This is a genomic window from Enterococcus sp. 125944 (assembly GCF_051909435.1).
Lineage (GTDB): Bacteria > Bacillota > Bacilli > Lactobacillales > Enterococcaceae > Enterococcus_D > Enterococcus_D gallinarum.
On sequence record NZ_JBQASY010000006.1, the window covers coordinates 1 to 24,728 of the forward strand.

The window sequence follows — 24,728 nt, forward strand, 5'->3', positions numbered from 1 at the left end:
AGGAACCAGTGTTAATGGCAACAGTACTTGGTATCGGGTGGAAGGCAAAGGCTGGGTCAGCGCCGCGTATGTGACGGAAGTAGGATCCAACAATAACAGCAATAATTCAGAACAAACGATCAACAAGCAATTCAAAACCACGGCAGCGCTGAATATTCGTTCAGATGCTTCAACCAGTGCCAGTGTAGTGGGGTCATTAGCCAATAATACGACCTTCAAGGCAGTGGCCCAAAAACAAGGAACCAGTGTTAATGGCAACAGTACTTGGTATCGGGTGGAAGGCAAAGGCTGGGTCAGCGCCGCGTATGTGACGGAAGTAGGATCCAACAATAACAGCAATAATTCAGAGCAAACCATCAACAAGCAATTCAAAACCACGGCAGCGCTGAATATTCGTTCAGATGCTTCAACCAGTGCCAGTGTCGTAGGGTCATTAGCCAACAATACGACCTTCAAGGCAGTAGCCCAAAAACAAGGAACCAGTGTTAATGGCAATAGTACCTGGTACCGGGTGGAAGGCAAAGGCTGGGTCAGCGCTGCGTATGTGACGGAAGTAGGATCCAACAATAACAGCAATAATTCAGAACAAACCATCAACAAGCAATTCAAAACCACGGCAGCGCTGAATATTCGTTCAGATGCTTCAACCAGTGCCAGTGTAGTGGGGTCATTAGCCAACAATACGACCTTCAAGGCAGTGGCCCAAAAACAAGGAACCAGTGTTAATGGCAATAGTACCTGGTACCGGGTGGAAGGCAAAGGCTGGGTCAGTGGTGCCTATGTGAAAGAAGTCAGCAGTACCTCTAGTTCTAAGACATATACCGTAAAATCAGGAGATACCTTATGGGGAATTGCACAGAGCTATGGGGTCTCAATCAATCAGCTGATGCAATGGAACAATATCAGCGGCTCATTGATTTTTGTGGGACAACGATTGATCGTCAGCAAATGACCCTAATAATAGGCAATAGATAGAAACATTAAGATGAAAGTACAATGATGAAGGCACAAGAGGGCAATAATCGAATAGCTGCCAGATAAAAGAAATATGAGAAAAAAATCAGATGTAAAAAATTTCCAAACGAAGGAAGGAGACCGCACAATTTTTGTGTTGATCTCCTTCTTTCGTTTGAGTTTAAAGCAACGGCTGTTCTGCATTCATGCCTTTATTGAGGGAGCTCCTGGAAACTATCCATGATCTTTGTTAGTTCATCTTTTGAGGAATCAAAAAGACTTGCTAAGGTCCAACCATACAATTGAACATAATTATTATCGGTTTCTGTTACATAATATAAGTAATGTATGTTCAACCCTTCTACAGTTGCAGCAAAATCAACCATTTGGGTTTGAGTACCAGGAACCGGTAAAAATGTCGCGTTGGTACCAAAATTCGATGCTAAACTGTCTTGAACCAATGCAAGATAACTGTCGAAATCTGCAAAGTCTTGTTTAGACTCCACAACAGCCGCCAGAAATTTAGTTTGTAACGAATCAGAAAGCATAAAATCATTATCTGGATTTAGTGACTCAAAATCGGCTACAGTTTGCCAATTTGTCGGCAGTTCCAGCGAATAGGAATAACCGCTTACACCAGTGATCGTCTGCTTCTCAACAGGAATCACATTTTCTGAAGTGCCAGTGCTGGCTGTTTCAGAAGATCCTACAGTGGAAGAAAATTGTGTACGCTCTTTTTCTTTTGTGGAAGAATCAACCGATCCCGATGGTTTTTCTGTACATCCTGCTAAAAATAACCCAAACCCAACTAAACCTAAAACCATGTGCTTTTTCATTTTTTTACTCCTTCTAGTTTTTTTAAAAAACTTATTTTATTTATCCTATAATAAGCTCGTAAATAAGGCAATAGAAGAATCTTTCTAAATAAGCACTATTGAAAGTAGTTTATCGAATTTTAAAAATTCAAGTTTCGTTTATCTGCTGGCTAAGTCTGGATAGTATAGGAGATTGTACACATTTTTCCTTACATGATGCAAAAATTGATTATAAAACCCACAAATCATTTGCTATGCTATATAAAAAGTGAATGCATCCCTCGCTGCTCAGGATGATTATTGTCGGAAAGGTACACTTGTGCTGTCATTGGCAATCAGAACTTTTAGTTAGCTGTCGATTATCCATTGATAGTCTCCTAAGCAGGGAAATGCTAGAAAACAGAGGTGAGTGGATGTTTTATCCAGATGTCAAAGAGTATTTGCGAAAGATGCGTGGGAATATTGATTTTGCGGTGATGAAGGAACGTCTGCCATTGGTTCATAGATACTGGCAAGTGACGGAAGCAGAAGTAGAAAGAATTGTTCGTGAAGAATCTGAGGAAGATTTCTGGACAAGTGTACAACAAATCATCTTACTCGATGCCAAATTGGTCCTTTTGCGAAGCTATATCAGCGAATTTGATTTCCAAGGTTTTTCAGAGGAAGAAATCATCGAGAATATCGAACTAGATCATAGCACCTATACAAAAGAATTGTGCGGTTACAATTTAACAGATACAGGACATCCCTCGATCCTTTTTGGAAAGGGCAGATGACTCGATCAGATTAACGCAAATCTTTTCTTTAACGACAAACGAAGCGTATACTGGAATAAGAAAGAAAAGTTTTCTACTATTATATTGCTCTTTTATAATGCTTTTCCAAAAAAGATATTTACCATTCGTTAGGAGAGATTTCCATGACTGAATTTACTCAGATCGTTTTGCTGTTTTTCTTGTATTCTTTTGTGGGGTGGCTGTGGGAAACGGTTTACTGCTCGATAAAAGCCAGACATTTTGTTTATCGAGGATTTTTGGTAGGACCGATCACTCCTATTTATGGCTTTGGAATTTTAGGTGTCTTGTATTTACTGCGACCGTTACATAACCAATTGCTGCTGCTCTTTTTTGCAGCAGCTGTTTTAGTGACCTTATTAGAGTACGTGACGAGCTTTTTATTAGAAAAACTGTTTCATGCTTCATGGTGGGATTACCACAATGTTTTTTTGAATATCAATGGTCGCGTGGCTGTCCCAATTTCAATCTTTTGGGGCATTTGCTGTGTCTTGATCGTCCGCATCGTTCATCCGCAAATGTTGATCATTGTCCAAATGTTGGCTGAAAGATTCAATTTTTATCTACCTGTTGGATTGTTGATGGCGATGTCGTTGGATATGGGCTATACATTGGCTAATCTTGCTGCTTTTCAACGAACGGTTCAACGACTGGACCGTGCTATTGAACAGCAGAAAGCCACTTTATCAGAAAGTTTGGAACAAAAGAAAAACAATTGGCAGGAACGTATTTCTGAACTGCCAATCGATTGGCAGCAATTGCGTGAAACGTTACCGAAGCTGAATTTTCATCAGCGAAGACTTTTAAAAAACTTTCAAAAACTGCAAATCAATGAGATTACCAATGTTCAAGACTTACGGCGGTTTGTGGAAGAATTACGTAAGAAGAGAGAGTAATATTACAAAAGTGTTACAATAAAAAAAGCCTTTTCAAGGCTCTGATTTCCCACTTTCACGTGAATTATTTTTTAATAGACTCTTATTTCTCCCACTTTGGCTAAAAATTGTAATAAATTGTAAAAGAGTTGCAATATATCTTGCCCCCAGAATTTGTATAATAATAAGCGTTGGAAACCATAGTGAGAAGTGAGGGAATTTTTTTGAAGGCAAAGAAATTACGTACCATGGTCGTCGCAGTCTTTGCGGCAGGTATCGTTTCGCCGATCTTTGCGCAGGCTGAATCTCTGGAATCATTGAAAGAGAAAGAAAGTGCCGTTATGCAGCAAAGTCAGCAAATCAGTACAGAAGTACAAATCGCTTTGACCGATGTCAATAATAAATACAGCGAGGTTGAAGCATTAAAAGCACAAATCGCTAACAATGAAGAAACGTTGGCACAAACCAAAGAAGAAATAAAGGCAACTCAAGAAACGATTGAAAAACGTGAAGCTGTAGTTGCAGAACGAATGAAAGACATTCAGGTCAACGGTGGAGTAACCAGAGATTGGACAGTCTTGTTGGAATCTTCCAATATCCAAGATTTCATCAACCGGGCTTACGCCATGACAATGCTCCAAAATCTAGAAAAAGAAAAAATCGACTCGTTGACATCTGAAAAAGAAAAATTAGAGTCTCTGCAAGAAAAAGCCGAGTCTACCAAAGAATCCTTACAGCAGGATCAATCCTCTTTGGAAGCACAGGCGCAAGAGTTGGATAGTAAGATCGCCAACTTGCAGACACAGTTGAAAGAAAACGAATCGACCTTAGCAAAGATTGCTTCCAGCAAAGAAGCAGAAGAAGCTCGGATAGCTGCTGAAAAAGCAGCCAAAGAAAGAGCAGCCAAAGAAGCGGCCGAACAAGAAGCTAAAGAAAAAGAAGCGAAGGCAGCGGAAAAAGCAGCGAGTGAAAGCTCAAGTCAAGAGTCGTCATCTTCAAGTGAGAGCGCGCAATCAAACAGCAGTTCAAGCAGCAATTCAGCTTCAAGCAATACGAGCAGCAGTTCGACGAATAATAGTTCAAACAACTCGAATAACAGCTCCAACAATTCGGGTAGCAACACACCTTCCAGCGGCAAGACAATGATCATGGAATCAACCGCATATTCTTATGCAGAGAAAGGTGCTAGCCACCTGACTGCCAGCGGCACAGATCTTCGCAGCAATCCAATGGCGGTCGCAGTCGATCCAAGTGTGATCCCATTAGGTACCTTGGTGAATGTTGAAGGATATGGCGTGGCGCTAGCGCTAGATACAGGAGGCGCGATCAAAGGAAATATCATTGATGTCCACTTTGATAATGTAGCCAAATGTCTGCAATGGGGCCGACGTCAAGTAAAAGTAACGATTCTAGACTAATAAACGAAAAAGCGTATCTTGTAACCCTACCATCATTCATGATTGATGGTGGACAAGATACGCTTTTTTATTTAGTGGGTAAAAGCATCATCTAGAAAAGCTCGTTTCATTCCTGCAGCTGTGCCTGCATCGTTTTCAATGTTTGGATGGAATCGTACATTTGTTGTTGCTCGGACTCATTGAGAGGCATTTCAATAATTTCGCGAATGCCTTGACTATTGACGATTGCAGGGGAACTAATACAGACATCGGTTGCTTGATATTGTCCCTCTAAGTGTACAGAAACCGGCAGTACTGCATGTTCATCTTTTAAAATACTGCGGGTGATCCTAGCCAGCGAGATTGCTATCCCATAATGTGTCGAACCTTTGGCAGCAATGATGTCATAAGCGGCATTTTTCACTTTTTCTGCAATCAGGCCGAGATCTTGCTCCGAAAAACTTGGGTGTTTTTCCAGCCACTCGTGAACACTTAAGCCACCAATATTGCCATGGGACCAGACTGGAAATTGGGTATCACCATGTTCCCCTAAGACGTAAATCTGAATATCCCGTGGATCAATGGTCAACTGCTCGCCAATCGCATTACGCAAGCGCGCACTATCGAGAGAAGTTCCAGAACCAATCACTTTGTGAGAGGGAAAGCCAGTGATTTTTTTGACATAGTGAGTCAAAACATCTACTGGATTACTAGCAATCAAGAAGATCCCTTGAAAACCGCTAGCAATAACAGATTTCACGATCTTTTTCATGATCTGAGCATTCTTTTTCGTCAAATCCAGTCGTGTTTCATGGGGCAGCTGTGCTGCACCAGCGGTGATCACTACAAGATCTGCATCTCGACAATCCTCATAATCAGCAACATATAGTGTTTTGGGACCAACATATGCCAAGCCATGATTTAAATCCTGAATGTCACCCGCTGCTTTTGCCTTATCTAAATCAATAATACCAATTTCATTGCCAATTCCTTGAGCGACTAATGCAAAACTGTAACTCGAACCTACATCCCCATTTCCGATCAGAATGATTTTCTCCATGAAAGATCCTCCCAAATTTGATTCGACTTAAATACACCTAAACTGTACCAAAGAACCAGAAAAAAGAGTATTGATACGTTCTCAGGGGCGTTGCTGTCTTATGATTAGGGAAGCAATAGACGCTTAAGAGCACTTCCCCTGTCATAGTCGGAAGTGCTCTTAAGCATTCATATGAGGATTGAGACATTTGGCTAGCTTATTCCAGTCATTTTTGTCAGGGAAAGTTTTAAAAATCAAACAATCAATGTCATTAGCATAATCGGAAACATATTCTGTGTAATTTGTTACCACGAGATCAATGTGATTCATCATTAAATAATCAGGTGACAATTCATTTGAATCAGGAAAGAAAAAGTTTTTTGAGCTATGCAAGTAATGCATCGATTTGCTTTTTAAATACTGACAGAGAATATATGAGCCTTCAAATAAGAAAGCAACATTTTTTTTGGTATGCCAATAAAGCGATTTGATAGATTCCAAATAGATCGTCAGACTGGCGCTTAAATGGGATAAACTCTTTTTATTCCAAGTAGCAACAGCTAATGGATTTTCTGTGAGAAAATTCCGACATTTTTGATAAGACTCAGGAAACAAGCGCTGGGCGTAAAGATTGACATCGGCAATATTATGATTCAACAAAGGGGAGAGCAACTGCTTGATTTTGGCTACGGTAAAGAAAGATTCGATCAAGATATGATCGCGGGAGGAATTTTTGGTTTCAGGAATACAGGTAGCTACAAAATCACTGGCCAGCTGAGTGATTTCTGCCCACTGATTGTATTTTTGGCAGAAGACTTCCTCACCAGTAACGTCACTAATCGAACGCCGGCTCCAAACCAACAGAAAGAGATAGAGAATCTCTTCTTGGGGCAGTCTTTGTTGGTAGTGTTCAAAGATATGCTGATTGATTTCCGCAAATTCTTTGAAATCTTCTTTAGTTGAAAACAGTTTGCTGATTTTTTTTGGTAGTTTCACTGTGTGTCCCCCGCAATAGCGCTCAAGGGTTATGTACAAATAATAATTGAGCTCTCCAAATGAGCAGGCTTGCTTGTTGGTTCGCTGGCAGTCAGAAAAAGCTTTGACGGTGATGTCGTGAATCGCAATAGGGGGAAAGATCGTGTGTGCCGTGATTTCTGATTCATAATAAAAATCATGAAAAAATTTACGGATATCCATTTCATCGCCAATGAATGTGATTGGGTTATAATCCAGCTGCAAGTGGTAGTCGCGAAGAACAGGTTGTACTTTTCTCAAGTAACGAAGAACCGTACTCTCCGAGATATGATACCTTTCTGCCCATTCTGAAGAACGCATTTCTTCATGCTGAAAAATACTCTCGACAATATGGAAAAGAATCTCGTCAGTAATCAGTGCTCGTTTCGCTGCGAGGTACTTCGTCGGGTTCAATACGGTGAAAATATAACCCTTGTGGGACGAATCGATATGGAGGGCGTCCTTGAAATGGGACTTCATGTCTGTGATATCAGTCACAATCGTTCGCGTCGTACTTGAGGAAGCCTTTGCCAGTGCACGAGTAGAGCAAAGCGGCTCTAACTCAAATAAGTCGAGAATGCGCATCCAACGGATCGTTGCAGTATTCGTAACGAATTTCATCTGAAGCTCTCTCACTGGTTTGCTCCTTTCATTTTCCAATTAAAGAATTGAATCTGTCTATAGCTATCTTAATGAAGTTAGAATCGCAATAACAAATCACGTATTTCATCAAACGGTGAAAAAATTGACATGAATTGCCAATAAACCATTCTTTTGCAGTCATTTATTGGCAAAAAAACCAGATGAAAAAGAACAGACACCTTCCCATTTCAAAGAATAGAATATTGAAAAATAAGGTGGTTTATAAAAACAGATCAAAGCGAGCACTTAAAAATAGAAAATTAAATGAGTAAAAAATGGTTTTTTCAACTATTTAAATTTTTTAATTACTAGATTGAAAAAAGACTCAAAAATAATTGCAAACATCCAAGATTCCTTTAAGAAACAAAATCGTGATTTTTCTCGCTGTTCATGATGCTAGTTTTATTACAAGGGATATACCTTAACGAATGCCTGCAGAAAGATGAAAAAGAGAATGAAATTCTTTTAATGAAAAAATTGATCGTCAGGAATTAAATAACAAAATGTATATTTTTGGATGTTTTTTTATATAAAAGAGATCGCTGTTTTATTCAAGTTAAATCACAATTTTTGCAAAAACATTGTTCTTAATGATGTAAAAACTTGGTAAATTACCTTTATTTAATTTCAATTTTCTCTTATAATTAACTAGAATTGAGCAAATTTGCTTTTCTTGATTGAAAAGATAAATTTATAAAGCACAAATAATTTAGGGAGTGTGTTCATGGGAAAGCCGTTACTTAAGACTTTGACCGTTGTGGCAGTCGGTGTTGGATCCGTTGCCATCTGTTTGGTTGGATATCGCCAGAACAATCAGCGACAATACCAGCAGCGGGTAGAATATGCGCAAACTGCGATCGCCAGTGAGACCGACAGTATTGCATCATTGAAGAAGGAGGTCGCAAGCCTTTATCTCAATGAGGATCGAACATTCTTAAAAGCGGGCATCACCGCTGATGATATCAGCCAGCTCGTCGGAAAGTTGTCCATGATCAAAGTATCTGGTGAAGAATACGGCATCGAAGAGAATGCATTGCCGGCAGATGCAAAAGAGATCCAAAAGCAGAAACAAGCCATTGACGATGAATTGAAGGATATCGAAGCAAAGCAAAAAATCCAAGAAGCAACCGATAAGCTCTTCACGAAAGGCGTCTCCAACTGGCAGAAAGCCGAAAATGACGTCATCATCAAAAAAGATCTGAAAGAGACTGACGTTGGCAGCATTCGTGAAAACTTGAATTTTTTTGAGGATGACAAATGGACAGCGTTAGTGAAAGAATACCTTGGTTTTGCAGATGCTCAACTTGATCGCGTGACAAAACTGCAAAAAGAATTTGATCGTATGCTGAAAGACGATAAAGTGACGGATGCAGTGACCTACGAGAACTACTTATCAGCCGTTGACAGCATCAGCAAAATTCGCAATAAAGACTTGAAAGAAAAATATACCAAGCTTGCAGAAACCGTTGCTTCACAAATGGGCTATGCTGGTTATTACGGTAATACAACAGATACGGCAACGACTGGTGATGGCTATTCAGATAGTATGACGGATAGTTCAGAGACAGATTCAGAATCCTATTATTGATAGGAAGAGCCAACTGGAGGAATAATTATGTCAAAAGGAAAAAAGATTTTTTTGATTATTTTTGGAATCGTTGCTGTACTCGTGATCGGTGTGGTAGGAATCGGCGCCAAGTTATACATGGATCTATCCGGTTCGATCCAAAAGACCTATGAATCAGTGGAGCGTTCACAAGATGAAAAGAAACGGGAAAATCCTGTTGATTTAAAAAAACAAGAGTCCTTTTCAGTTCTATTGATGGGGATCGATACTGGGGACTTGGGACGTGTCGATCAAGGCCGTTCAGATACGATGATGGTAGCGACGGTTAGTCCAGAAGATCAACAAACAACGATCGTTAGTATTGCTCGGGATACTTATGTGGACATTGTCGGTCATGGTACGAAAGACAAAATCAATCATGCCTATGCATTTGGTGGTCCTGCAATGTCGATGGATACCGTGCAAAAATATTTAGATATTCCCGTGGATCATTATATCTCAATCAATATGGCCGGTCTGAAAGAATTGGTAGATGCCGTGGGAGGCATTGAGGTCAATAATGACCTGACTTTTAGTCAAGACAATTATGATTTCACGATTGGAAAAATCACTCTAGATGGCGATCAAGCATTGGCGTATTCCCGTATGCGGCATGAAGATCCCAATGGCGATTATGGCCGTCAAGAACGACAACGCAAAATCGTTGAGGGAATTGCTAAGAAAGTGTTGAGCTTTGATGGCGTCAGCAAATACCAAGATATCTTGAGTGCTGTCGAAAGCAATATGAAGACAGATATGAGTTTTGATAATATGCGGACGATTGCATTGGATTATCGGGATGCTTTCAAAACGATCAAACAAGATCAACTTAAAGGGGAAGGCTTCATGCAAGATGGCATTTCCTACCAACGGGTTAGTGAGGAAGAACTGAATCGAGTTCAAACAGAACTGAAAGAACAATTAAATCTAGAGAATGAATAAGAAAGTGGAGAAGAAATGGAAGAAACAATTAGCTTAAAAGAGATATTTGAAGTCTTGCGAAAACACTTGGCTTCAATCATTATTGCCATGTTTGCCGGCTTGGCACTTGCAGGAATTGCAACGTTCTTTGTGATCACACCAAAGTATAGTTCACAAGCCCAATTGATCGTGACACTGCCGCAATCGGAAACCGCAAATGTCAATGATGTCAATACCAATCTGCAAATGATCAATACGTATAAAGACATGATTGTCAGTGACTTAGTATTGAACGAAGTCAAAGATCGTCTGGAATCAGAAAGCAATGTCAAAATGACGGCTGGAGAAATCAAAGACGCGATTTCAGTCAATCAATCTCAAAATTCCCAAATGTTTTCGATTCAAGCAACCAATCCGAATGCTGTGACCGCACAAAAAATTGCTAACACCACAGCACTAGTCTTTCAGGAAAATGCCAAAGACGTCATGAATGTGGACAAAATTTCCATCATTTCAAGTGCTGTTGCCAGCACATCACCGGTATCGCCAAATAATAAATTAAATTTAGCTATTGGATTAGTGCTGGGGCTGATGGTCGGTGTCGGACTTGCTTTCTTATTTGAATTATTAGATCGTACCGTAAAAGACGACAAATTTGTTACCGATACGATTGGCTATACGATTTTAGGGACTGTACCTCAAATGTCGCAAAAAGAATTAAATGCGACGATCCAAAAGAAACCAACAAGACCAACTTTGAAGAAACCAACGAATGACAAAACGACGGAATCTCGTCGCAGCCGTTCGAGAGTATAGGAGGAAGAGACATGGCTAAACAACAAGAACGTAAAGGGACCCAAACCCATGCAGTAAGTCTGATCACTTTAGTGGATCCTTCTTCTCCTATTTCAGAGCAATATCGGACGATTCGAACCAATATTCAATTTGCGTCTTCAGCGGATCAACAAATAAAAACATTAGTCGTCACTTCTTCGGGACCAGGCGAAGGCAAATCGACCACATCTGCTAACCTAGCAGTGGTCTTTGCAAAATCAGGTCAACGAGTATTGTTAGTGGATGCAGATATGCGGAAACCCACCGTCCACAAAACGTTTAATTTACTGAATAATGTGGGCGTTAGTACAGTTTTGAGCACTTCAACGAATCTAGCTGAGGCAGCCCAACAAACAGTGATCGACAATCTCTCCATTTTACCAAGTGGTCCTAAACCACCAAACCCTTCGGAATTATTGGGATCATCTAGAATGAACCAAGTGATGGCGGAAGCAAAGAAACTCTATGATATTGTGATTTTTGATATGCCGCCAGTAGTGGCAGTAACGGACGCCCAGATCATGGCTTCCAAAGCAGATGGGACGATTCTCGTTGTGCGCGAAAATGTTTCCCGCAAAGAGCCATTAACAAAAGCAAAAGAATTATTGAATATGGTGCAAGCTCGCGTATTAGGGGTAGTCTACAACGGGGCAGAGAATAACAAAGATTCAGGCTATTACTATTATTACGGGAATTAATGAATTAGGAGACGAACGAAATGATTGATTTACATTGTCATATTTTACCTGGTATCGATGATGGTGCCGAAACGATGGAAGCAAGTATTGCGATGGCAGAAAAAGCCATTAGTCAAGGAATCACTCACATCCTGTGTACGCCACATCACAACAACGGGAAATATCACAATCCAAAATCTGACGTTATTTCGTTGGTCTCTTCTTTGCAATCAGAATTAGACCAGCGAAATTTGCCGTTGACCGTATTAGAAGGACAAGAGGTACGGATAACAGGAGATTTAATTGAGGATATTCGTAATGATGAGATTTTATTTACGGATCTGGACGATACGTATATTTTGATAGAATTTCCTACAATGGAAGTACCAACTTATTCCGAACAAGTCTTTTTTGAGTTGAAGAGTCTTGGAAAGACACCAGTTATCGTGCATCCAGAGCGAAACGCCTATTTTAGAAAAGATCCAAATAATTTGATTCCATTCCTAGAAATGGGGTGCTTAGCACAATTGACGGCTCCAAGCTATATGGGAGTCTTTGGAAAAGACATACAAAAAACGGCCAAATTAATGGTTGAATACAATTTGGTTCAGATGGTAGCTTCAGATGCTCACGGAGTCAAGAAACGGACTTTTTATATGAAAGAGGCTTATGAGCAAATCGCCAAAGATTTTGATCCAAATAAAGTAACTTTAATGAAACAAGTGGCGAAAGATTTGATAAATGGGGATCAAATCGATTATCCAGAATACACAATGATAAAAAAGAAAAAGTTTGGGTTATTTTAGGGGGCTTTTGGGTTGTTTGAGTTAACAAGAAGAAGAAAAATAGCCACGTTGATTCTAGTGGACAGCATCTTATTGGTTTTTGCCAATATTGCTTCGTATTATTTTATGAAACCATTTGTTAGTATTCCAATGGATTTCATGCAAATTTCAATTGTCCTTTCAATTGTCTTATACTGGCTATTTGGCTGGATTTTTCGTGTCTTTTCCAGAATTAATCGTTACACGAATCTGCGAGAAATGATCGCTATCTTTTTAGCGTTGACATTAAGTTCAATTACAACAATTCTTCTTCTTTTTTTCAGTAAAGAAAATTATAGTATGCGTCTGGTGATCTCTACGTACTTTCTTTCGATGTTCTTTATTATTGCTAGCCGGCTAGTTTGGCGCTTGTATGTCGAGAAGAAAAATAGTCGCTGCATAACGAGTGAAGAAGTAAAAAACACCTTGATTCTCGGGGCTGGCGAGGGTGGCCGAATCCTTTATAATAGCTTGCTAGGTTCAAAAACAGCTGGCGATATCAATGTGATTGGTTTCATTGATGATGATCCCAATAAAAGACACACCTATCTTTCTGGCAAGAAAGTACTTGGCTCTATCAAAGACTTACCTGAACTAGTTGAAAAATATGAAATTGCTATGATCACTATAGCGATTCCATCTCTTTCCCGGAAAAAGCTTCGTGAAATTTTTGAATTGATCGAGCCGTTACATGTAAAAGTAAATAGTATGCCGTCAATGGAAGAAGTCGCTTCAGGAAAAATCAATCTTTCTCGCTTAAAAGAAATCGATGTGGTTGACTTATTAGGACGAGATGAAGTCCAGTTGGACATTGATGCCATCAAAGATCAAATCACAGGAAAAACGATCCTAGTAACAGGTGCCGGGGGATCAATCGGTTCAGAGATTTGTCGTCAAGTAATCCGCTTCAACCCTCGTAGACTATTGTTACTGGGTCACGGAGAAAACTCAATCTATTTAATTGATCGCGAATTAAGGAACAACTACTCAGAGTGTGTTACGGAAATCGTTCCTATCATTGCAGACATCCAAGACCGTAAGAAAATCTTTGCAATCATGGAAGATTATCAACCGGAAATTGTTTATCATGCTGCGGCCCACAAACATGTGCCATTGATGGAATACAATCCAAGAGAAGCCGTTAAAAACAACGTCTACGGAACTAAAAATGTGGCAGAAGCTGCTAAAGCAGCCAAAGTAAAAAACTTCGTTATGGTTTCTACAGACAAAGCAAATAATCCTCCGAATGTCATGGGAGCGACGAAACGAATCGCCGAAATGATCGTTACCGGATTAAATGAAGCAGGATGTACGAAATTTTCGGCTGTCCGCTTTGGGAATGTGTTAGGTTCTAGAGGAAGTGTGATTCCCGTGTTTCGGGAACAAATCGCAAATGGCGGACCAATTACCATCACGGATTTTCGCATGACGCGCTATTTTATGACCATTCCGGAAGCCAGCCGATTGGTAATTCAATCAGGAGCTTTGGCTAAAGGTGGAGAAATCTTTATTCTAGATATGAGTGAGCCAGTCAAAATCATTGATTTGGCAAAAAATATGATTCGATTGAGTGGCTATAGTGAAGATGAGATAGAAATTATTGAGACCGGGATTCGTCCTGGGGAAAAACTCTATGAAGAACTGCTATTAGATAAAGAACGAAACGATGAAGCCGTATTCGAGAAAATTTTTGTTGGCAATATTACTGGCTATTCAATAGCAGAAGTCATGGAATTTATTGAACAATTATCTGATGATGACAAACAGCTAGCAAAAGATGTTGTTGCTTTTGCCAATGCTTCAAATAAATAGGAGTGGATCAAGTGTACAAAGATAGGGTAAAGCGAGGGATCGACTTTTTGCTGTCCTTAGCAGGGATAATCATTCTTTCCCCGATTTTTTTGATCTTGTGTCTAGCAATTAAAGTAGATTCAAAAGGACCAATTATTTTCAAACAAAAGCGAGTTGGTAAAGACAAAAGTCATTTTAATATCTACAAGTTTCGCACGATGAAAGTTGATACTCCAAAAGAAATGCCGACTCATTTGTTAGAGAATCCTGATTTTTTTATCACAAAAGTTGGGAAATTCTTGCGAAAAACTAGTTTAGATGAACTGCCACAGCTTTTTAATATTCTAAAAGGTGATATGGCAGTGATTGGTCCACGTCCGGCATTATGGAATCAATACGATTTGATTGAAGAACGAGATAAATATGGGGCAAATGACATTCGTCCAGGATTGACTGGACTGGCTCAAATCAGTGGACGTGATGAGCTAGAGATACAGGAAAAAGCTAAGCTTGATGGGTATTATACAGAACACATTAGTTTTGGAATGGATGTTAAATGTTTCTTTGAAACGATTACCTCTGTATTTAAAAGTGATGGTGTCGTCGAAGGTGGTACCGGAACGATGAAGAAGGAGGATGTGGAATGAAACGAATTCTTATTACCGGAGAAAATAGTTATATCGGCAACTCTTTCGTGGAATGGATGGAACAGCATCAATATGAGTATTCCTTTGAAACAATTAGTGTAAAAGATACTAATTGGATAAAGAAAGATTTTTCGAACTACGATTGTGTAATACATTTAGCGGCAATTGTCCATGTTAGAGAAAAAAATGAAGAACTTTACTACAAAATAAATCGAGATTTGGCAGTTGAAGTAGCTAAAAAAGCTTGTCAGGAAGAGGTCAAACAATTCATTTTTTTTAGTACGATGTCGGTTTTTGGCGTAGATGAGGGAGCTATCGGAATCAATACAAATAAAAATCCTAGAAACGCTTATGGGAAATCCAAACTTGAAGCAGAAGTCGCTATACAAGAATTGGAAAACAATGAATTTAAAGTAGCAATAATAAGACCACCAATGATTTATGGAGCCGGATGTACTGGCAACTATCAAAAATTATCTATTTTAGTAAAAAAAATATTATTTTTTCCTAAAATAGATAATAAAAGAAGCATGCTTTACATTGAAAATCTGCATAGTTTTTTAAAAATAATAATAGATAATGAACTGGAGGGAATTTATCACCCTCAAAATAAACAATTTGTGAATACTTCAGAATTAGTCAGCGAAATAGCTAGAGTTCATAATAGAAAAATTACGTTAGTTCCAGGATTCCAAAATGTCATAAAGTTTTTCTCTCTTAAGTCAAGACTAATACAAAAAGTTTTTGGTTCTTTATATTATGATTCGACAATGTTAGGGTATCCAGATTCTTCATATAGAGATATAAATTTTTCCTATCAAGAAAAGGATTTTGTCTGTAGCATTGAGGAGAGTGAAAAGTGAGAAAAGATGTACTATTTATGTGTCAGTTTTTTTATCCAGAGTATGTGTCATCTGCACTATTGCCATACCAAACAGCACTTGGCTTAAGAAATGCTGGATTAACTATTGATATAATGTGTGGATACCCTAAAGAATATATGGGAAAAGAAAAGATCATTCTCAAAAAAGAAGTTGTAGAGGGGATGACTATTTTCAGAAAGAAGTATCTCCAATTGGGAAGAAAAAACTTTCTTAGTCGCTTGATAAACTATTTTTCATTCACCGCTACCATGATTCTGAATATAATGAAATGTAGGAAATACAAGGTAATTATTGTTTATTCAAATCCACCAGTATTACCCTTGGTTGCAATCATTGCAAAAAAACTATTTCAGTGCAAAATTATTTTTGTTGCATATGATCTTTATCCTGAAATTGCGGAACGAACAAATGCAATTTCTGAAAATAGTTTAATTTCAAAAGTTATGAGAAAAATCAATTCCAAGCTGTTTCCCAATGCTTCTCAAGTTGTTGCTTTATCAAATGACATGAAAAAATTTATAGTTTCTGAAAGAGAGATTCAATCCGATAGAGTTACAGTTATCCAAAATTGGGCCACAGAAAACTTTGAGATTGCAAGTATTAAGTCAAGAGAATTCTCTGAACTCAGAGAAAAATATCAAATTATTATTTCTTATTTTGGAAATATGGGAACTGCACAAGATATGCAAACTATCATTGATGTGATTTCAAACCCACTTATTCCAAAAAAAGAAATTGGTTTTCTTTTTGCGGGTCATGGAAATAAACATGAAGAAATAAAAAATGTGATTAAAAGGTATAGTCTGGAAAATTGTTATTTATATGATTATCTAAGTGGCAGTGATTTTAACGATGCGTTGAATATTACAAATTTTTTCATTGTTTCGCTTGAAAAAAATTTGGCTGGTTTGGCAGTTCCTAGTAAGACCTATAGCTATTATCAAGCAAAAAAGCCAGTTATTGCTATCATGAGTGCAGATACAGATATTTCAAAAGAAATTTGTGAAAATAATGCAGGAATATCTGTCAAAAATGGTGAGTCCGAGAAGTTAGTCAACTGGCTATTGCTTCTCTTAGATGATAAAAATCTGGTTTCAAAAATGGAACAAAATATGAAAAATAGAATTACTGTAAGTTACAATAGTTATATTCAGATTGAAAAGTACAAAAATATGATTTTTAAAGTACTGGAGGAATAATAATGTTCAAAAATAAGGTTTTATTAATAACAGGTGGAACAGGCTCTTTTGGAAATGCTGTAATGAAGAGATTTCTGGATTCTGATATAAAAGAAATCCGTATATTTTCTCGTGACGAAAAAAAGCAAGATGATATGCGTAAGAGATACAATAATGATAAATTAAAGTTTTATATTGGGGATGTACGGGATATAAATAGCGTGAAAAATGCAATGTATGGTGTTGACTATATTTTCCATGCAGCTGCTTTAAAGCAAGTTCCTTCCTGTGAGTTTTTCCCTATGGAAGCTGTCAAAACGAATGTTATGGGAACGGATAATGTTGTTACTGCAGCTGTTGAAATGGGCGTGAAGAAAGTTATTTGCCTTTCAACAGACAAGGCAGCATACCCTATCAATGCCATGGGAATTTCAAAAGCGATGATGGAAAAAGTTTTCGTTGCTAAAGCAAAAACGGTTTCTGATGAAAATACTATGATTTGTGGTACACGTTACGGCAATGTCATGGCATCCAGAGGTTCTGTCATTCCTTTGTTTATTGAACAAATTAAATCTGGTAAGCCTTTAACTGTGACAGATCCTGGTATGACAAGATTTTTAATGAGCTTAGAAGAAGCAGTTGAACTTGTCGTCTTTGCTTTTAAAAATGCAAAAGCAGGGGATATCATGGTTCAAAAATCGCCAGCTTCTACCGTTGGAGATCTAGCACAAGCAGTGAAAGAACTATTTCATGCAGATAATGAAATTCATATCATTGGTACTAGACATGGTGAAAAGCGATATGAAACTTTACTTACAAAAGAAGAATATCTTGTGGCAAAAGATATGGGCAACTTCTACCGTGTTCCTGCTGATACACGTGATTTGAACTATGATAAGTATTTCGTGGAAGGAAGTACAGAGTTAACCACGGAAGGGGAATATAATTCAGATAATACACAACGTCTTTCAGTGGAACAAATCAAAGACAAGCTATTAGAGCTAGAGTACGTTCAAGAAGAGTTGAAAGAGTGGAGAAAACAATGAAAATTTTAGTGACAGGCGCAAATGGCTTTGTTGGTAAAAATTTGGTGACTGAATTGAAGAATAACGGATATTCTGACATTTTTGTCTACGATATTGATACACCAGATTATTTACTAGATGAGTACTGCTTAAAAGCTGATTTTGTTTTTCATTTGGCTGGGGTCAATCGTCCAAAAAATGATTCAGAGTTTATGGATGGAAATTTTGGGTTCACGTCTCTTCTATTAGATAAGCTAAAAGAATATAACAATACTTGTCCAATAATGATTTCCTCATCTATCCAAGCTGCATTAGATAACTCTTATGGTAAGAGTAAGAAAGCAGGAGAAGAATTACTTTTTTCTTATCAAGAAGAAACTGGTGCTAACGTATATGTTTATCGCTTTGCTAATCTATATGGGAAGTGGTCGAAGCCAAATTATAATACAGTTGTTGCTACATTTTGTTACAAAATTGCTCGAGGCGAAGAAATCATCGTTAACGATGAAACTGCTAAAATTGAATTATGCTATATTGACGACGTTGTTAAGGAATTGATTCACTGTTTGGAAGGGACTCCGACATCAAAAGAAAGCTACTGTGTTGTTCCAGAAACTGATACAATCACTGTGGGGATATTAAGGGATCTCATTGTATCTTTTAAAAACAGCCGTAAGAATTTATCTGTTCCCAATTTGAGTAATCGAATTGAGAAAAATTTATACAGCACATATTTAAGCTTTTTACCTGAGGATGACTTTTCTTATCCATTAAAAATGAATATAGATGAAAGAGGATCATTTACTGAATTTTTAAGAACAGAGGATCGCGGACAAGTTTCTGTCAATATTTCTAAGCCTGGAATCACTAAAGGAAACCATTGGCATCATACCAAAAATGAGAAATTCTTGGTTGTAAGTGGTGAAGGAGTAATTCGGTTTAGAAAAATTGATTCTGAAGAAGTTATTGAGTATTTTGTATCCGGAGAAAAATTGGAGGTAGTGGATATTCCCGTAGGTTATACCCATAATATTGAAAATTTAGGTTCCACAGATATGGTCACGATTATGTGGGTAAATGAACCGTTTGATTCTCAAAAACCGGATACCTATTATTTGGAGGTTTGAATATGAAGAAATTGAAAGTAATGACAGTTGTTGGAACTCGCCCTGAGATCATCCGGCTATCGGCTGTAATCAATCGTTTAGAAAATTCTGAGGCTATCGACCATATATTGGTTCATACAGGACAAAACTATGATTATGAATTAAATGAAGTGTTTTTTGAAGACTTTAATTTGAAAAAGCCAGATTACTTTTTGAATGCTGCAACGGGTACCGCTATTGAAACCGTAGGGAATATTTTAATTAAAATTGATCCAATTCTTGATACAGTAAAACCAGATGCCTTTTTAGTGCTTGGAGATACGAATAGTTGTTTGTGTGCTATTGCAGCTAAAAGAAGACATATTCCTATTTTTCATATGGAAGCAGGAAATCGTTGCTTTGATCAGCGTGTCCCTGAAGAGACAAATCGTAAAATTGTTGATCATACGGCAGATATCAATTTAACTTATAGTGATATTGCTCGAGAATATTTACTAAGAGAAGGACTCCCAGCAGATCGTATCATTAAAACTGGTAGCCCAATGTTTGAAGTATTGAATTCAAGAAAAGAAGATATTGAAAACTCAATGATTTTAGATGAATTATCTCTAGTACAAGATGAATATTTTTTGGTTTCAGCACACAGGGAAGAGAATATCAGTTCAGAAGAAAACTTTTCTAATTTAGTTGAAGCGTTAAATACTATTGCTGAAAAATATCAATATCCAGTAATTATCAGTACACATCCACGTACGATGAAAATGATTCAACAAAAAGGAGTTCAATTTCATTCTTTGATTCAAACGATGAAGCCAATGGGATTCAATGATTACAATAAGTTACAAATGAATGCAAAAGCAGTTTTAAGTGATAGTGGAACTATCAGCGAAGAGTCGTCTATTCTTAATTTCAAAGCCTTGAATATTCGGCAAGCTCATGAACGTCCAGAGGCTATGGAAGAAGCATCAGTGATGATGGTAGGACTAGCTAGCGATCGTATACTGGAAGGACTTAGTGTACTGGAAAAACAAGACAAAGATACATTAAGAAAAGTTTCAGACTACTCAATGCCAAATGTATCAGAGAAAGTACTTCGGATTATTTTATCTTATACAGACTATGTGAATCGTGTAGTATGGAAGAAATATTAAGGAGATGATTCAGTGTTTATTATTTTTTGCTGTGTAATGTTAATTTTTATTTTTTGGGGAAAAATTAAGACTGGTACTTATCTTAATTTGATTACACCGTTTATTATTTTTTGGACACTGATATTATTTCTATCGAAAAATTTTTCAGGTAATCTATTTGACGTATCTAATCTAACTTATAATAAAGTCTATTTATTTATAGTAACAGTCATTTTATTCTATTTGCTTTTTTCAAATAGAATAAAATGGGATTATGATAGTAAAATAGCTGAATCAGAGAACCATTTACGGAAAAAAAATAAAACAATCGAAATATTTCAAGTAATTACACAATTGTTAATTGTGTTTTTATTGATGTATTATCTATTTAAATATAATAATTTGAAAGCTTTTTTACCAGCATATAAATTAAGAATAGTACGATACCAAGTAGGTGAATTATTTAGTTCAGGCGTTGAACTATTATTTTATAATTATGTTATTACTACTGTAGTTGAGTTGTTTGGTTTGTTAGCGATAGCCAAATTTATTAAGAATAATAAGTTTGATTTTACTTCATTCTTGTCATTGCTTTCACTATTTTTATATTCTTTAATAGGATTAGGAAGATTTGGTTTATTTAATGCTCTTTATTTCATTGTTGCTGGTTTTTGGTTTTTAAAATCTAGTGAAACTACGAAAATAATGTATAAAAAATCTATTTTTAAAAAGTTTTCGAAAATTATTGTTCCAGTTATTTTCCTTTTAGTGGGTATGGTATTTATAGGTATAAATCGATTTAGCAGTAGTTCTGACAATTTTAAAGGTTTTTTTTCTAGTTTAGAAAGTTCATTTTCACAAGCAATCCTTTACTTTATTGGACCATTAAGGTCATTAGACTACTTTTTTAATATATCTTCTAACTATTTACCACAACATTATCTCGGACAAGCTTTTTTTTCAGGAATAAATGAGTTTTTCTACTTTATCTTTTCTTACCTAGGTATTTATCTGACGTCTACAAATTCTGTGATAAGCGATCTAACAAGTACAAGTATAACTATTGGGAACGGCGTTCAATTTAATGCATTTTATACAGCTGTTTTTAATGCATACTTAGATGGTGGTGTTTTAGGGATAATCTTTTTTGCCGCTTTGTTGGGAGTTATAGCTAGTTTAATTTGGAATTTTCACATAAAAAGAAAAAACTACTATTCATATTCGTTGATCGTTTATTTTTCATTAATGTTAGCCTCTACAGTATATCGTTTTGAATTCCAACAATTTAAAAGTTTTTTAATTATTGGGATACTAATTTATTTATCGCAGAAAGCTTATAAAGGAGAACTATTTAATGATAGAAACGATAGTAGCAATTGCTTATAACAGAGAGAAGTCACTTTTAAGATTGCTTAAATCATTAAGTGATGCATATTATCCTCATAAAGTAGATTTAGTTATTAGTATAGATAAAAGTTCGAACGAAGAGGTTCTTAAAACTGCTAACTACTTTGAATGGATTCATGGAAATAAAGAAGTAATCGCTCATCCGAAAAATCTTGGATTACGAAAACATGTAATATTTTGTGGGGAACTCACAAAAAAATATGGAACGATTTGTGTTTTTGAAGATGATTTATATGTTTCAAAAAACTTTTTTTCTTTTTCAGAACAAGCTGTTGAAAAATATAAAAATGAGAAACACATAGCAGGCTTTTCATTGTATAATCACCCAATTTGTATTGAAAGCAATTTACCGTTTTGTCCAATGAAAAATGATTATGATGTTTATGCAATGCAGTATGCAATGTCGTGGGGGCAAGTCTGGACAGATAAACAATGGGAGTCGTTTTATTCATGGTATCAAAAGTTTGAAAATGAGCATTTTAATAATGATTATATTCCTTTGCATTTATCAAAATGGCCGGAAAGCTCGTGGCTAAAGTATTTTATCTTTTATTGTATTGATCAGAGTAAGTATTTTATTTATCCATATCAATCATTATCTACTAATTTTTCAGATGTGGGGACACATGCAAAAATTATGAATAAAGATTTTCAAGTTAGCTTAGAAAATTCGAATGAAAATAGATTATACGTGATGCCTGAATTTGGACTACTTAATAAATATGATAGTTTTTTCGAGTTAATTCCAGAAAAAACAGAATTTGATGATGTTGAATTCGATTTATATGGGTGCAAAAGAGTATATAGTAAGCGATTTGTTGTAACAAGCCAGGCCCTCAATTTCAAGTTAGTGGATCGATTTGGCTTAGAACTACGGCCACATGAATTAAACGTTTTGAATAAAATTGAAGGCGAGTATTTTAGATTATATGATACTTCTGAAATTCAGTTATCTAATTTAGAGCTTCCTAATGACAGAAGTTTTATGCTTTCGTATTATTATGGTGAAATGAATCGGAAAGACCTTATGACTCTTTTAAAGAAAAAAATTATTATGAAGTTAAACAAAATCATGAGCAGATGATATTCGGAGGAAAGTAATGAGACTGAGAAAAAAATTGTATCTGGAGCTTCTTAAATTTAAACTAGAAAGTAGTATTAAGCTAGATAAAAAGGTGGATTTTTGGAAAACTCAGTTTGATGGACATAATTCAGTAGGTGAAAATTCAGAAGTCTCATATAGTCATATTGGAAAAATGAGCTATATAGGAAAAAATTGTATTCTTAATAAAACAAAAATTGGTAATTTTTGTTCAATTGGAAATGATGTAAAAGTAATATATGGGACTCATCCAGTTAACAGTTTTTTTTCTACTCATCCTGCTTTTTATTCAAGTAAATCTCAAAGTAATATGACTTTTGTCAAAAATAATCTCTTTAATGAAAATAACACTTTAGAAAATAATAAAAGTGCTATTATTGGTCATGATGTGTGGATTGCAAGTAATGCAATTATACTAGAAGGGATAACAATAGGAAATGGGTCAATTATAGCTGCTGGTGCAGTAGTAACAAAGGATGTTGAACCTTACACGATAGTTGGAGGGGTTCCTGCTAAAATTATCAAGAAACGGTTTGATGAGTATCAAATAGAAAAACTTCTTGATATGAATTGGTGGGATAAAGATTTAGAGTGGTTTACTCATTCAGATAATATAGAAAAAGTAAATAAGATTATCAAGGAGCAAAAATAAAATGAGAAAAGTAATTGAAAATTTGTTCTATCAAGTAATCTTTCAAATTGCTAAAATTGCGATTCCCTTGATATCAGTACCAATTGTTTCTAGAGCTCTTGGGCCGACTGGAGTCGGTTTGTACAATTATTCAAATTCTATTGCTCAATATTTTGTTATTCTTTCAGGTCTGGGAATTAGCTTATATGGAAACAGAGAAATTTCCCGTAGTCGAGATTCGCAAATCAAAATGTCCAAAACATTTTGGGACCTTGTCGCTTTAAAATTTCTTACAACATCTATTCTAATTTTTTGTTACTTTTTTTTTATCTCTTATTTAGAGAATCCTATTATTTATATTGTTCAAGGAATAACAATTTATGCCGTGATTTTTGATATTTCATGGTTTTTTATGGGAATCGAAGATTTTAAAAAAGTTACGATGACAAGTTTGTTATTTCAAATTCTTGGTTTAGTATTTATTATTATACTGATAAAAAATGAGAACGATACATTAAAATATATTTTTATACAAAGTATGAGTCTATTTCTCTCTCAGGTTTTTACTTGGATATTTCTAATTAAGAAAATAAAATTTGTTTTTCCTTCTGCAAGGAATGTTTTTTTTCATTTTAAAAAATCTTTAGCATATTTAATACCACAAGTTTCTGTATTATTTTATACTAATCTTAATAAAACTATTTTAGGTGTGTATACTGGTAACCAAGAAGTGGCATACTATTCAAATGCACAAACTATCAATACAATGGTTATTATGATGATTACAACTCTGGATACTGTTTTACTTCCCAAAATGAGTTATTTATCATCTAAAAATAATTCCAAGGGTATTCTTGGAATTATGATGAAATCAATTCACTTACAGTTATATGTGTCAATTGGAGCAGTTTTTGGACTAATAGCGATTTCTAAATCTATGGTGCCTTGGTTTTTTGGGGATGAATTTTTAATTTTAAAAAGTATAATCCCAATGTTTGCACCTTTACTGGCAATTGTTCCTTTAGGAATGGCTATTTCAAGACAATATTTACTACCAATAGGCGAAATAAAAAAATATAATTACTCTGTGATTCTAGGTGCAGTAATAAGTATTTGCATAAGTTTATTTACAATAAATTTTTTAGGAATATACGCGGCTATTTTGGCAACAATTATATCAGAATTATTTGTGACAGTCTCTAGAGGGATCTCATTTGTAAGAAAAGAAAAGTTTAAATTTGATATAAAGTTGATTAGTAAACTTTTTTTTTCTGGTGTAGTAATGCTTTTTAGTATAAATTATTTTACTAAATTTTTGAATCTTGCGCCTAATCCTATAACAACAATACTACAAGTAATTTTGGGAATAATTATTTATTTTTGTGTTACATTTATAATTGGAGCTAGTCCGCTAAAAATTTGGAAGGAAAAATAG

23 protein-coding genes are annotated in these 24,728 nt (G+C 36.1%); 20 read left to right on the top strand and 3 right to left on the bottom strand.

Annotated features, from left to right (window positions below; all coding sequences use genetic code 11):
* Positions 1–952 (top strand): SH3 domain-containing protein (locus tag ACTFWY_RS06885; protein WP_439948477.1); only part of this gene is annotated, 952 nt, incomplete at its 5' end.
* 214 nt (positions 953–1,166) lie between these two features.
* On the opposite strand, the gene ACTFWY_RS06890 is transcribed toward ACTFWY_RS06885, so the two are convergent.
* Positions 1,167–1,790 carry a hypothetical protein gene (locus ACTFWY_RS06890; RefSeq protein WP_103299520.1) on the bottom strand — a complete coding sequence of 208 codons (624 nt, stop codon included), beginning with the start codon at positions 1,788–1,790 and terminating at the stop codon, positions 1,167–1,169.
* Positions 1,791–2,182: 392 nt separating this feature from the next.
* Here ACTFWY_RS06890 and ACTFWY_RS06895 point away from each other — a divergent pair, with 392 nt between their 5' ends.
* The 3 genes from ACTFWY_RS06895 (at position 2,183) to ACTFWY_RS06905 (ending at position 4,856) form a co-directional block, all read left to right on the top strand.
* A complete protein-coding gene (locus tag ACTFWY_RS06895) occupies positions 2,183–2,545 on the top strand; it encodes a DUF7006 family protein (RefSeq protein ID WP_005470943.1) in 363 nt (120 codons plus the stop codon).
* A gap of 143 nt (positions 2,546–2,688) precedes the next feature.
* Positions 2,689–3,459, top strand: a complete 771-nt coding sequence (locus tag ACTFWY_RS06900) for a putative ABC transporter permease (protein WP_439926676.1) — start codon at positions 2,689–2,691, stop codon at positions 3,457–3,459.
* A 203-nt stretch (positions 3,460–3,662) separates the two neighbouring features.
* Positions 3,663–4,856, top strand: coding sequence for a 3D domain-containing protein (locus ACTFWY_RS06905; protein ID WP_208774932.1), 1,194 nt, complete (start codon positions 3,663–3,665; stop codon positions 4,854–4,856).
* Positions 4,857–4,962: 106 nt separating this feature from the next.
* On the opposite strand, the gene ACTFWY_RS06910 is transcribed toward ACTFWY_RS06905, so the two are convergent.
* Complete coding sequence (locus tag ACTFWY_RS06910; RefSeq protein ID WP_219644949.1) at positions 4,963–5,895, bottom strand: L-lactate dehydrogenase; 933 nt, start codon at positions 5,893–5,895, stop codon at positions 4,963–4,965.
* A 159-nt stretch (positions 5,896–6,054) separates the two neighbouring features.
* Positions 6,055–7,524: a helix-turn-helix domain-containing protein gene (locus ACTFWY_RS06915; RefSeq protein ID WP_185079675.1), complete on the bottom strand. Its 1,470-nt coding sequence runs from the start codon at positions 7,522–7,524 to the stop codon at positions 6,055–6,057.
* 730 nt (positions 7,525–8,254) lie between these two features.
* On the opposite strand from ACTFWY_RS06915, the gene ACTFWY_RS06920 reads away from it, so the two are divergent.
* From ACTFWY_RS06920 to ACTFWY_RS06995, 16 genes are read left to right on the top strand one after another with little or no spacing between them, the layout of a single operon-like run.
* The gene (locus ACTFWY_RS06920) at positions 8,255–9,118 is read left to right on the top strand and encodes a hypothetical protein (RefSeq protein ID WP_103299526.1); all 864 of its coding nucleotides are present in this window, start codon (positions 8,255–8,257) and stop codon (positions 9,116–9,118) included.
* A 27-nt stretch (positions 9,119–9,145) separates the two neighbouring features.
* The gene (locus ACTFWY_RS06925) at positions 9,146–10,078 is read left to right on the top strand and encodes an LCP family glycopolymer transferase (protein ID WP_029486612.1); all 933 of its coding nucleotides are present in this window, start codon (positions 9,146–9,148) and stop codon (positions 10,076–10,078) included.
* Between the two features lie 15 nt (positions 10,079–10,093).
* Positions 10,094–10,873 (top strand): YveK family protein, encoded by a 780-nt coding sequence (locus ACTFWY_RS06930; protein WP_113849503.1) that lies wholly within the window; start codon positions 10,094–10,096, stop codon positions 10,871–10,873.
* Between the two features lie 11 nt (positions 10,874–10,884).
* On the top strand, positions 10,885–11,589 hold the full coding sequence (locus ACTFWY_RS06935; protein ID WP_003126043.1) for a CpsD/CapB family tyrosine-protein kinase: 705 nt from the start codon (positions 10,885–10,887) through the stop codon (positions 11,587–11,589).
* A 20-nt stretch (positions 11,590–11,609) separates the two neighbouring features.
* Positions 11,610–12,374, top strand: coding sequence for a tyrosine-protein phosphatase (locus ACTFWY_RS06940; protein ID WP_171917389.1), 765 nt, complete (start codon positions 11,610–11,612; stop codon positions 12,372–12,374).
* Positions 12,375–12,386: 12 nt separating this feature from the next.
* Positions 12,387–14,204 carry a polysaccharide biosynthesis protein gene (locus ACTFWY_RS06945; protein WP_439926678.1) on the top strand — a complete coding sequence of 606 codons (1,818 nt, stop codon included), beginning with the start codon at positions 12,387–12,389 and terminating at the stop codon, positions 14,202–14,204.
* An 11-nt stretch (positions 14,205–14,215) separates the two neighbouring features.
* Positions 14,216–14,830 (top strand): sugar transferase, encoded by a 615-nt coding sequence (locus tag ACTFWY_RS06950; RefSeq protein ID WP_439926680.1) that lies wholly within the window; start codon positions 14,216–14,218, stop codon positions 14,828–14,830.
* Positions 14,827–15,693 carry an NAD-dependent epimerase/dehydratase family protein gene (locus ACTFWY_RS06955; protein WP_439926681.1) on the top strand — a complete coding sequence of 289 codons (867 nt, stop codon included), beginning with the start codon at positions 14,827–14,829 and terminating at the stop codon, positions 15,691–15,693. The genes ACTFWY_RS06950 and ACTFWY_RS06955 overlap by 4 nt, the downstream gene beginning before the upstream one ends.
* Positions 15,690–16,913, top strand: coding sequence for a glycosyltransferase family 4 protein (locus ACTFWY_RS06960; RefSeq protein ID WP_439926683.1), 1,224 nt, complete (start codon positions 15,690–15,692; stop codon positions 16,911–16,913). The genes ACTFWY_RS06955 and ACTFWY_RS06960 overlap by 4 nt, the downstream gene beginning before the upstream one ends.
* A 2-nt stretch (positions 16,914–16,915) precedes the next feature.
* On the top strand, positions 16,916–17,938 hold the full coding sequence (locus ACTFWY_RS06965; RefSeq protein WP_439926684.1) for a polysaccharide biosynthesis protein: 1,023 nt from the start codon (positions 16,916–16,918) through the stop codon (positions 17,936–17,938).
* Entirely contained in the window at positions 17,935–19,044 is a 1,110-nt protein-coding gene (locus ACTFWY_RS06970) for a capsular polysaccharide biosynthesis protein CapF (RefSeq protein ID WP_439926686.1), read from the top strand. The genes ACTFWY_RS06965 and ACTFWY_RS06970 overlap by 4 nt, the downstream gene beginning before the upstream one ends.
* 2 nt (positions 19,045–19,046) lie before the next feature.
* Positions 19,047–20,174 (top strand): non-hydrolyzing UDP-N-acetylglucosamine 2-epimerase, encoded by a 1,128-nt coding sequence (wecB, locus tag ACTFWY_RS06975; RefSeq protein ID WP_439926688.1) that lies wholly within the window; start codon positions 19,047–19,049, stop codon positions 20,172–20,174.
* Between the two features lie 12 nt (positions 20,175–20,186).
* Positions 20,187–21,539 carry an O-antigen polymerase gene (locus ACTFWY_RS06980; RefSeq protein ID WP_439926691.1) on the top strand — a complete coding sequence of 451 codons (1,353 nt, stop codon included), beginning with the start codon at positions 20,187–20,189 and terminating at the stop codon, positions 21,537–21,539.
* Positions 21,508–22,644, top strand: coding sequence for a glycosyltransferase (locus ACTFWY_RS06985; protein WP_439926693.1), 1,137 nt, complete (start codon positions 21,508–21,510; stop codon positions 22,642–22,644). The genes ACTFWY_RS06980 and ACTFWY_RS06985 overlap by 32 nt, the downstream gene beginning before the upstream one ends.
* Positions 22,645–22,660: 16 nt before the next feature.
* On the top strand, positions 22,661–23,314 hold the full coding sequence (locus ACTFWY_RS06990) for a CatB-related O-acetyltransferase (RefSeq protein ID WP_439926695.1): 654 nt from the start codon (positions 22,661–22,663) through the stop codon (positions 23,312–23,314).
* Between the two features lies 1 nt (position 23,315).
* Positions 23,316–24,728, top strand: a complete 1,413-nt coding sequence (locus ACTFWY_RS06995) for an oligosaccharide flippase family protein (RefSeq protein WP_439926696.1) — start codon at positions 23,316–23,318, stop codon at positions 24,726–24,728.

Coding starts and splice junctions, on each gene's coding strand:
- ACTFWY_RS06965 (WP_439926684.1), top strand. CDS start 16,916: ATGTTCAAAAATAAGGTTTTATTAATAACAGGTGGAACAGGCTCTTTT.
- ACTFWY_RS06955 (WP_439926681.1), top strand. CDS start 14,827: ATGAAACGAATTCTTATTACCGGAGAAAATAGTTATATCGGCAACTCT.
- ACTFWY_RS06935 (WP_003126043.1), top strand. CDS start 10,885: ATGGCTAAACAACAAGAACGTAAAGGGACCCAAACCCATGCAGTAAGT.
- ACTFWY_RS06930 (WP_113849503.1), top strand. CDS start 10,094: ATGGAAGAAACAATTAGCTTAAAAGAGATATTTGAAGTCTTGCGAAAA.
- wecB (WP_439926688.1), top strand. CDS start 19,047: ATGAAGAAATTGAAAGTAATGACAGTTGTTGGAACTCGCCCTGAGATC.
- ACTFWY_RS06940 (WP_171917389.1), top strand. CDS start 11,610: ATGATTGATTTACATTGTCATATTTTACCTGGTATCGATGATGGTGCC.
- ACTFWY_RS06920 (WP_103299526.1), top strand. CDS start 8,255: ATGGGAAAGCCGTTACTTAAGACTTTGACCGTTGTGGCAGTCGGTGTT.
- ACTFWY_RS06900 (WP_439926676.1), top strand. CDS start 2,689: ATGACTGAATTTACTCAGATCGTTTTGCTGTTTTTCTTGTATTCTTTT.
- ACTFWY_RS06925 (WP_029486612.1), top strand. CDS start 9,146: ATGTCAAAAGGAAAAAAGATTTTTTTGATTATTTTTGGAATCGTTGCT.
- ACTFWY_RS06985 (WP_439926693.1), top strand. CDS start 21,508: ATGATAGAAACGATAGTAGCAATTGCTTATAACAGAGAGAAGTCACTT.
- ACTFWY_RS06990 (WP_439926695.1), top strand. CDS start 22,661: ATGAGACTGAGAAAAAAATTGTATCTGGAGCTTCTTAAATTTAAACTA.
- ACTFWY_RS06970 (WP_439926686.1), top strand. CDS start 17,935: ATGAAAATTTTAGTGACAGGCGCAAATGGCTTTGTTGGTAAAAATTTG.
- ACTFWY_RS06995 (WP_439926696.1), top strand. CDS start 23,316: ATGAGAAAAGTAATTGAAAATTTGTTCTATCAAGTAATCTTTCAAATT.
- ACTFWY_RS06890 (WP_103299520.1), bottom strand. CDS start 1,790: ATGAAAAAGCACATGGTTTTAGGTTTAGTTGGGTTTGGGTTATTTTTA.
- ACTFWY_RS06910 (WP_219644949.1), bottom strand. CDS start 5,895: ATGGAGAAAATCATTCTGATCGGAAATGGGGATGTAGGTTCGAGTTAC.
- ACTFWY_RS06895 (WP_005470943.1), top strand. CDS start 2,183: ATGTTTTATCCAGATGTCAAAGAGTATTTGCGAAAGATGCGTGGGAAT.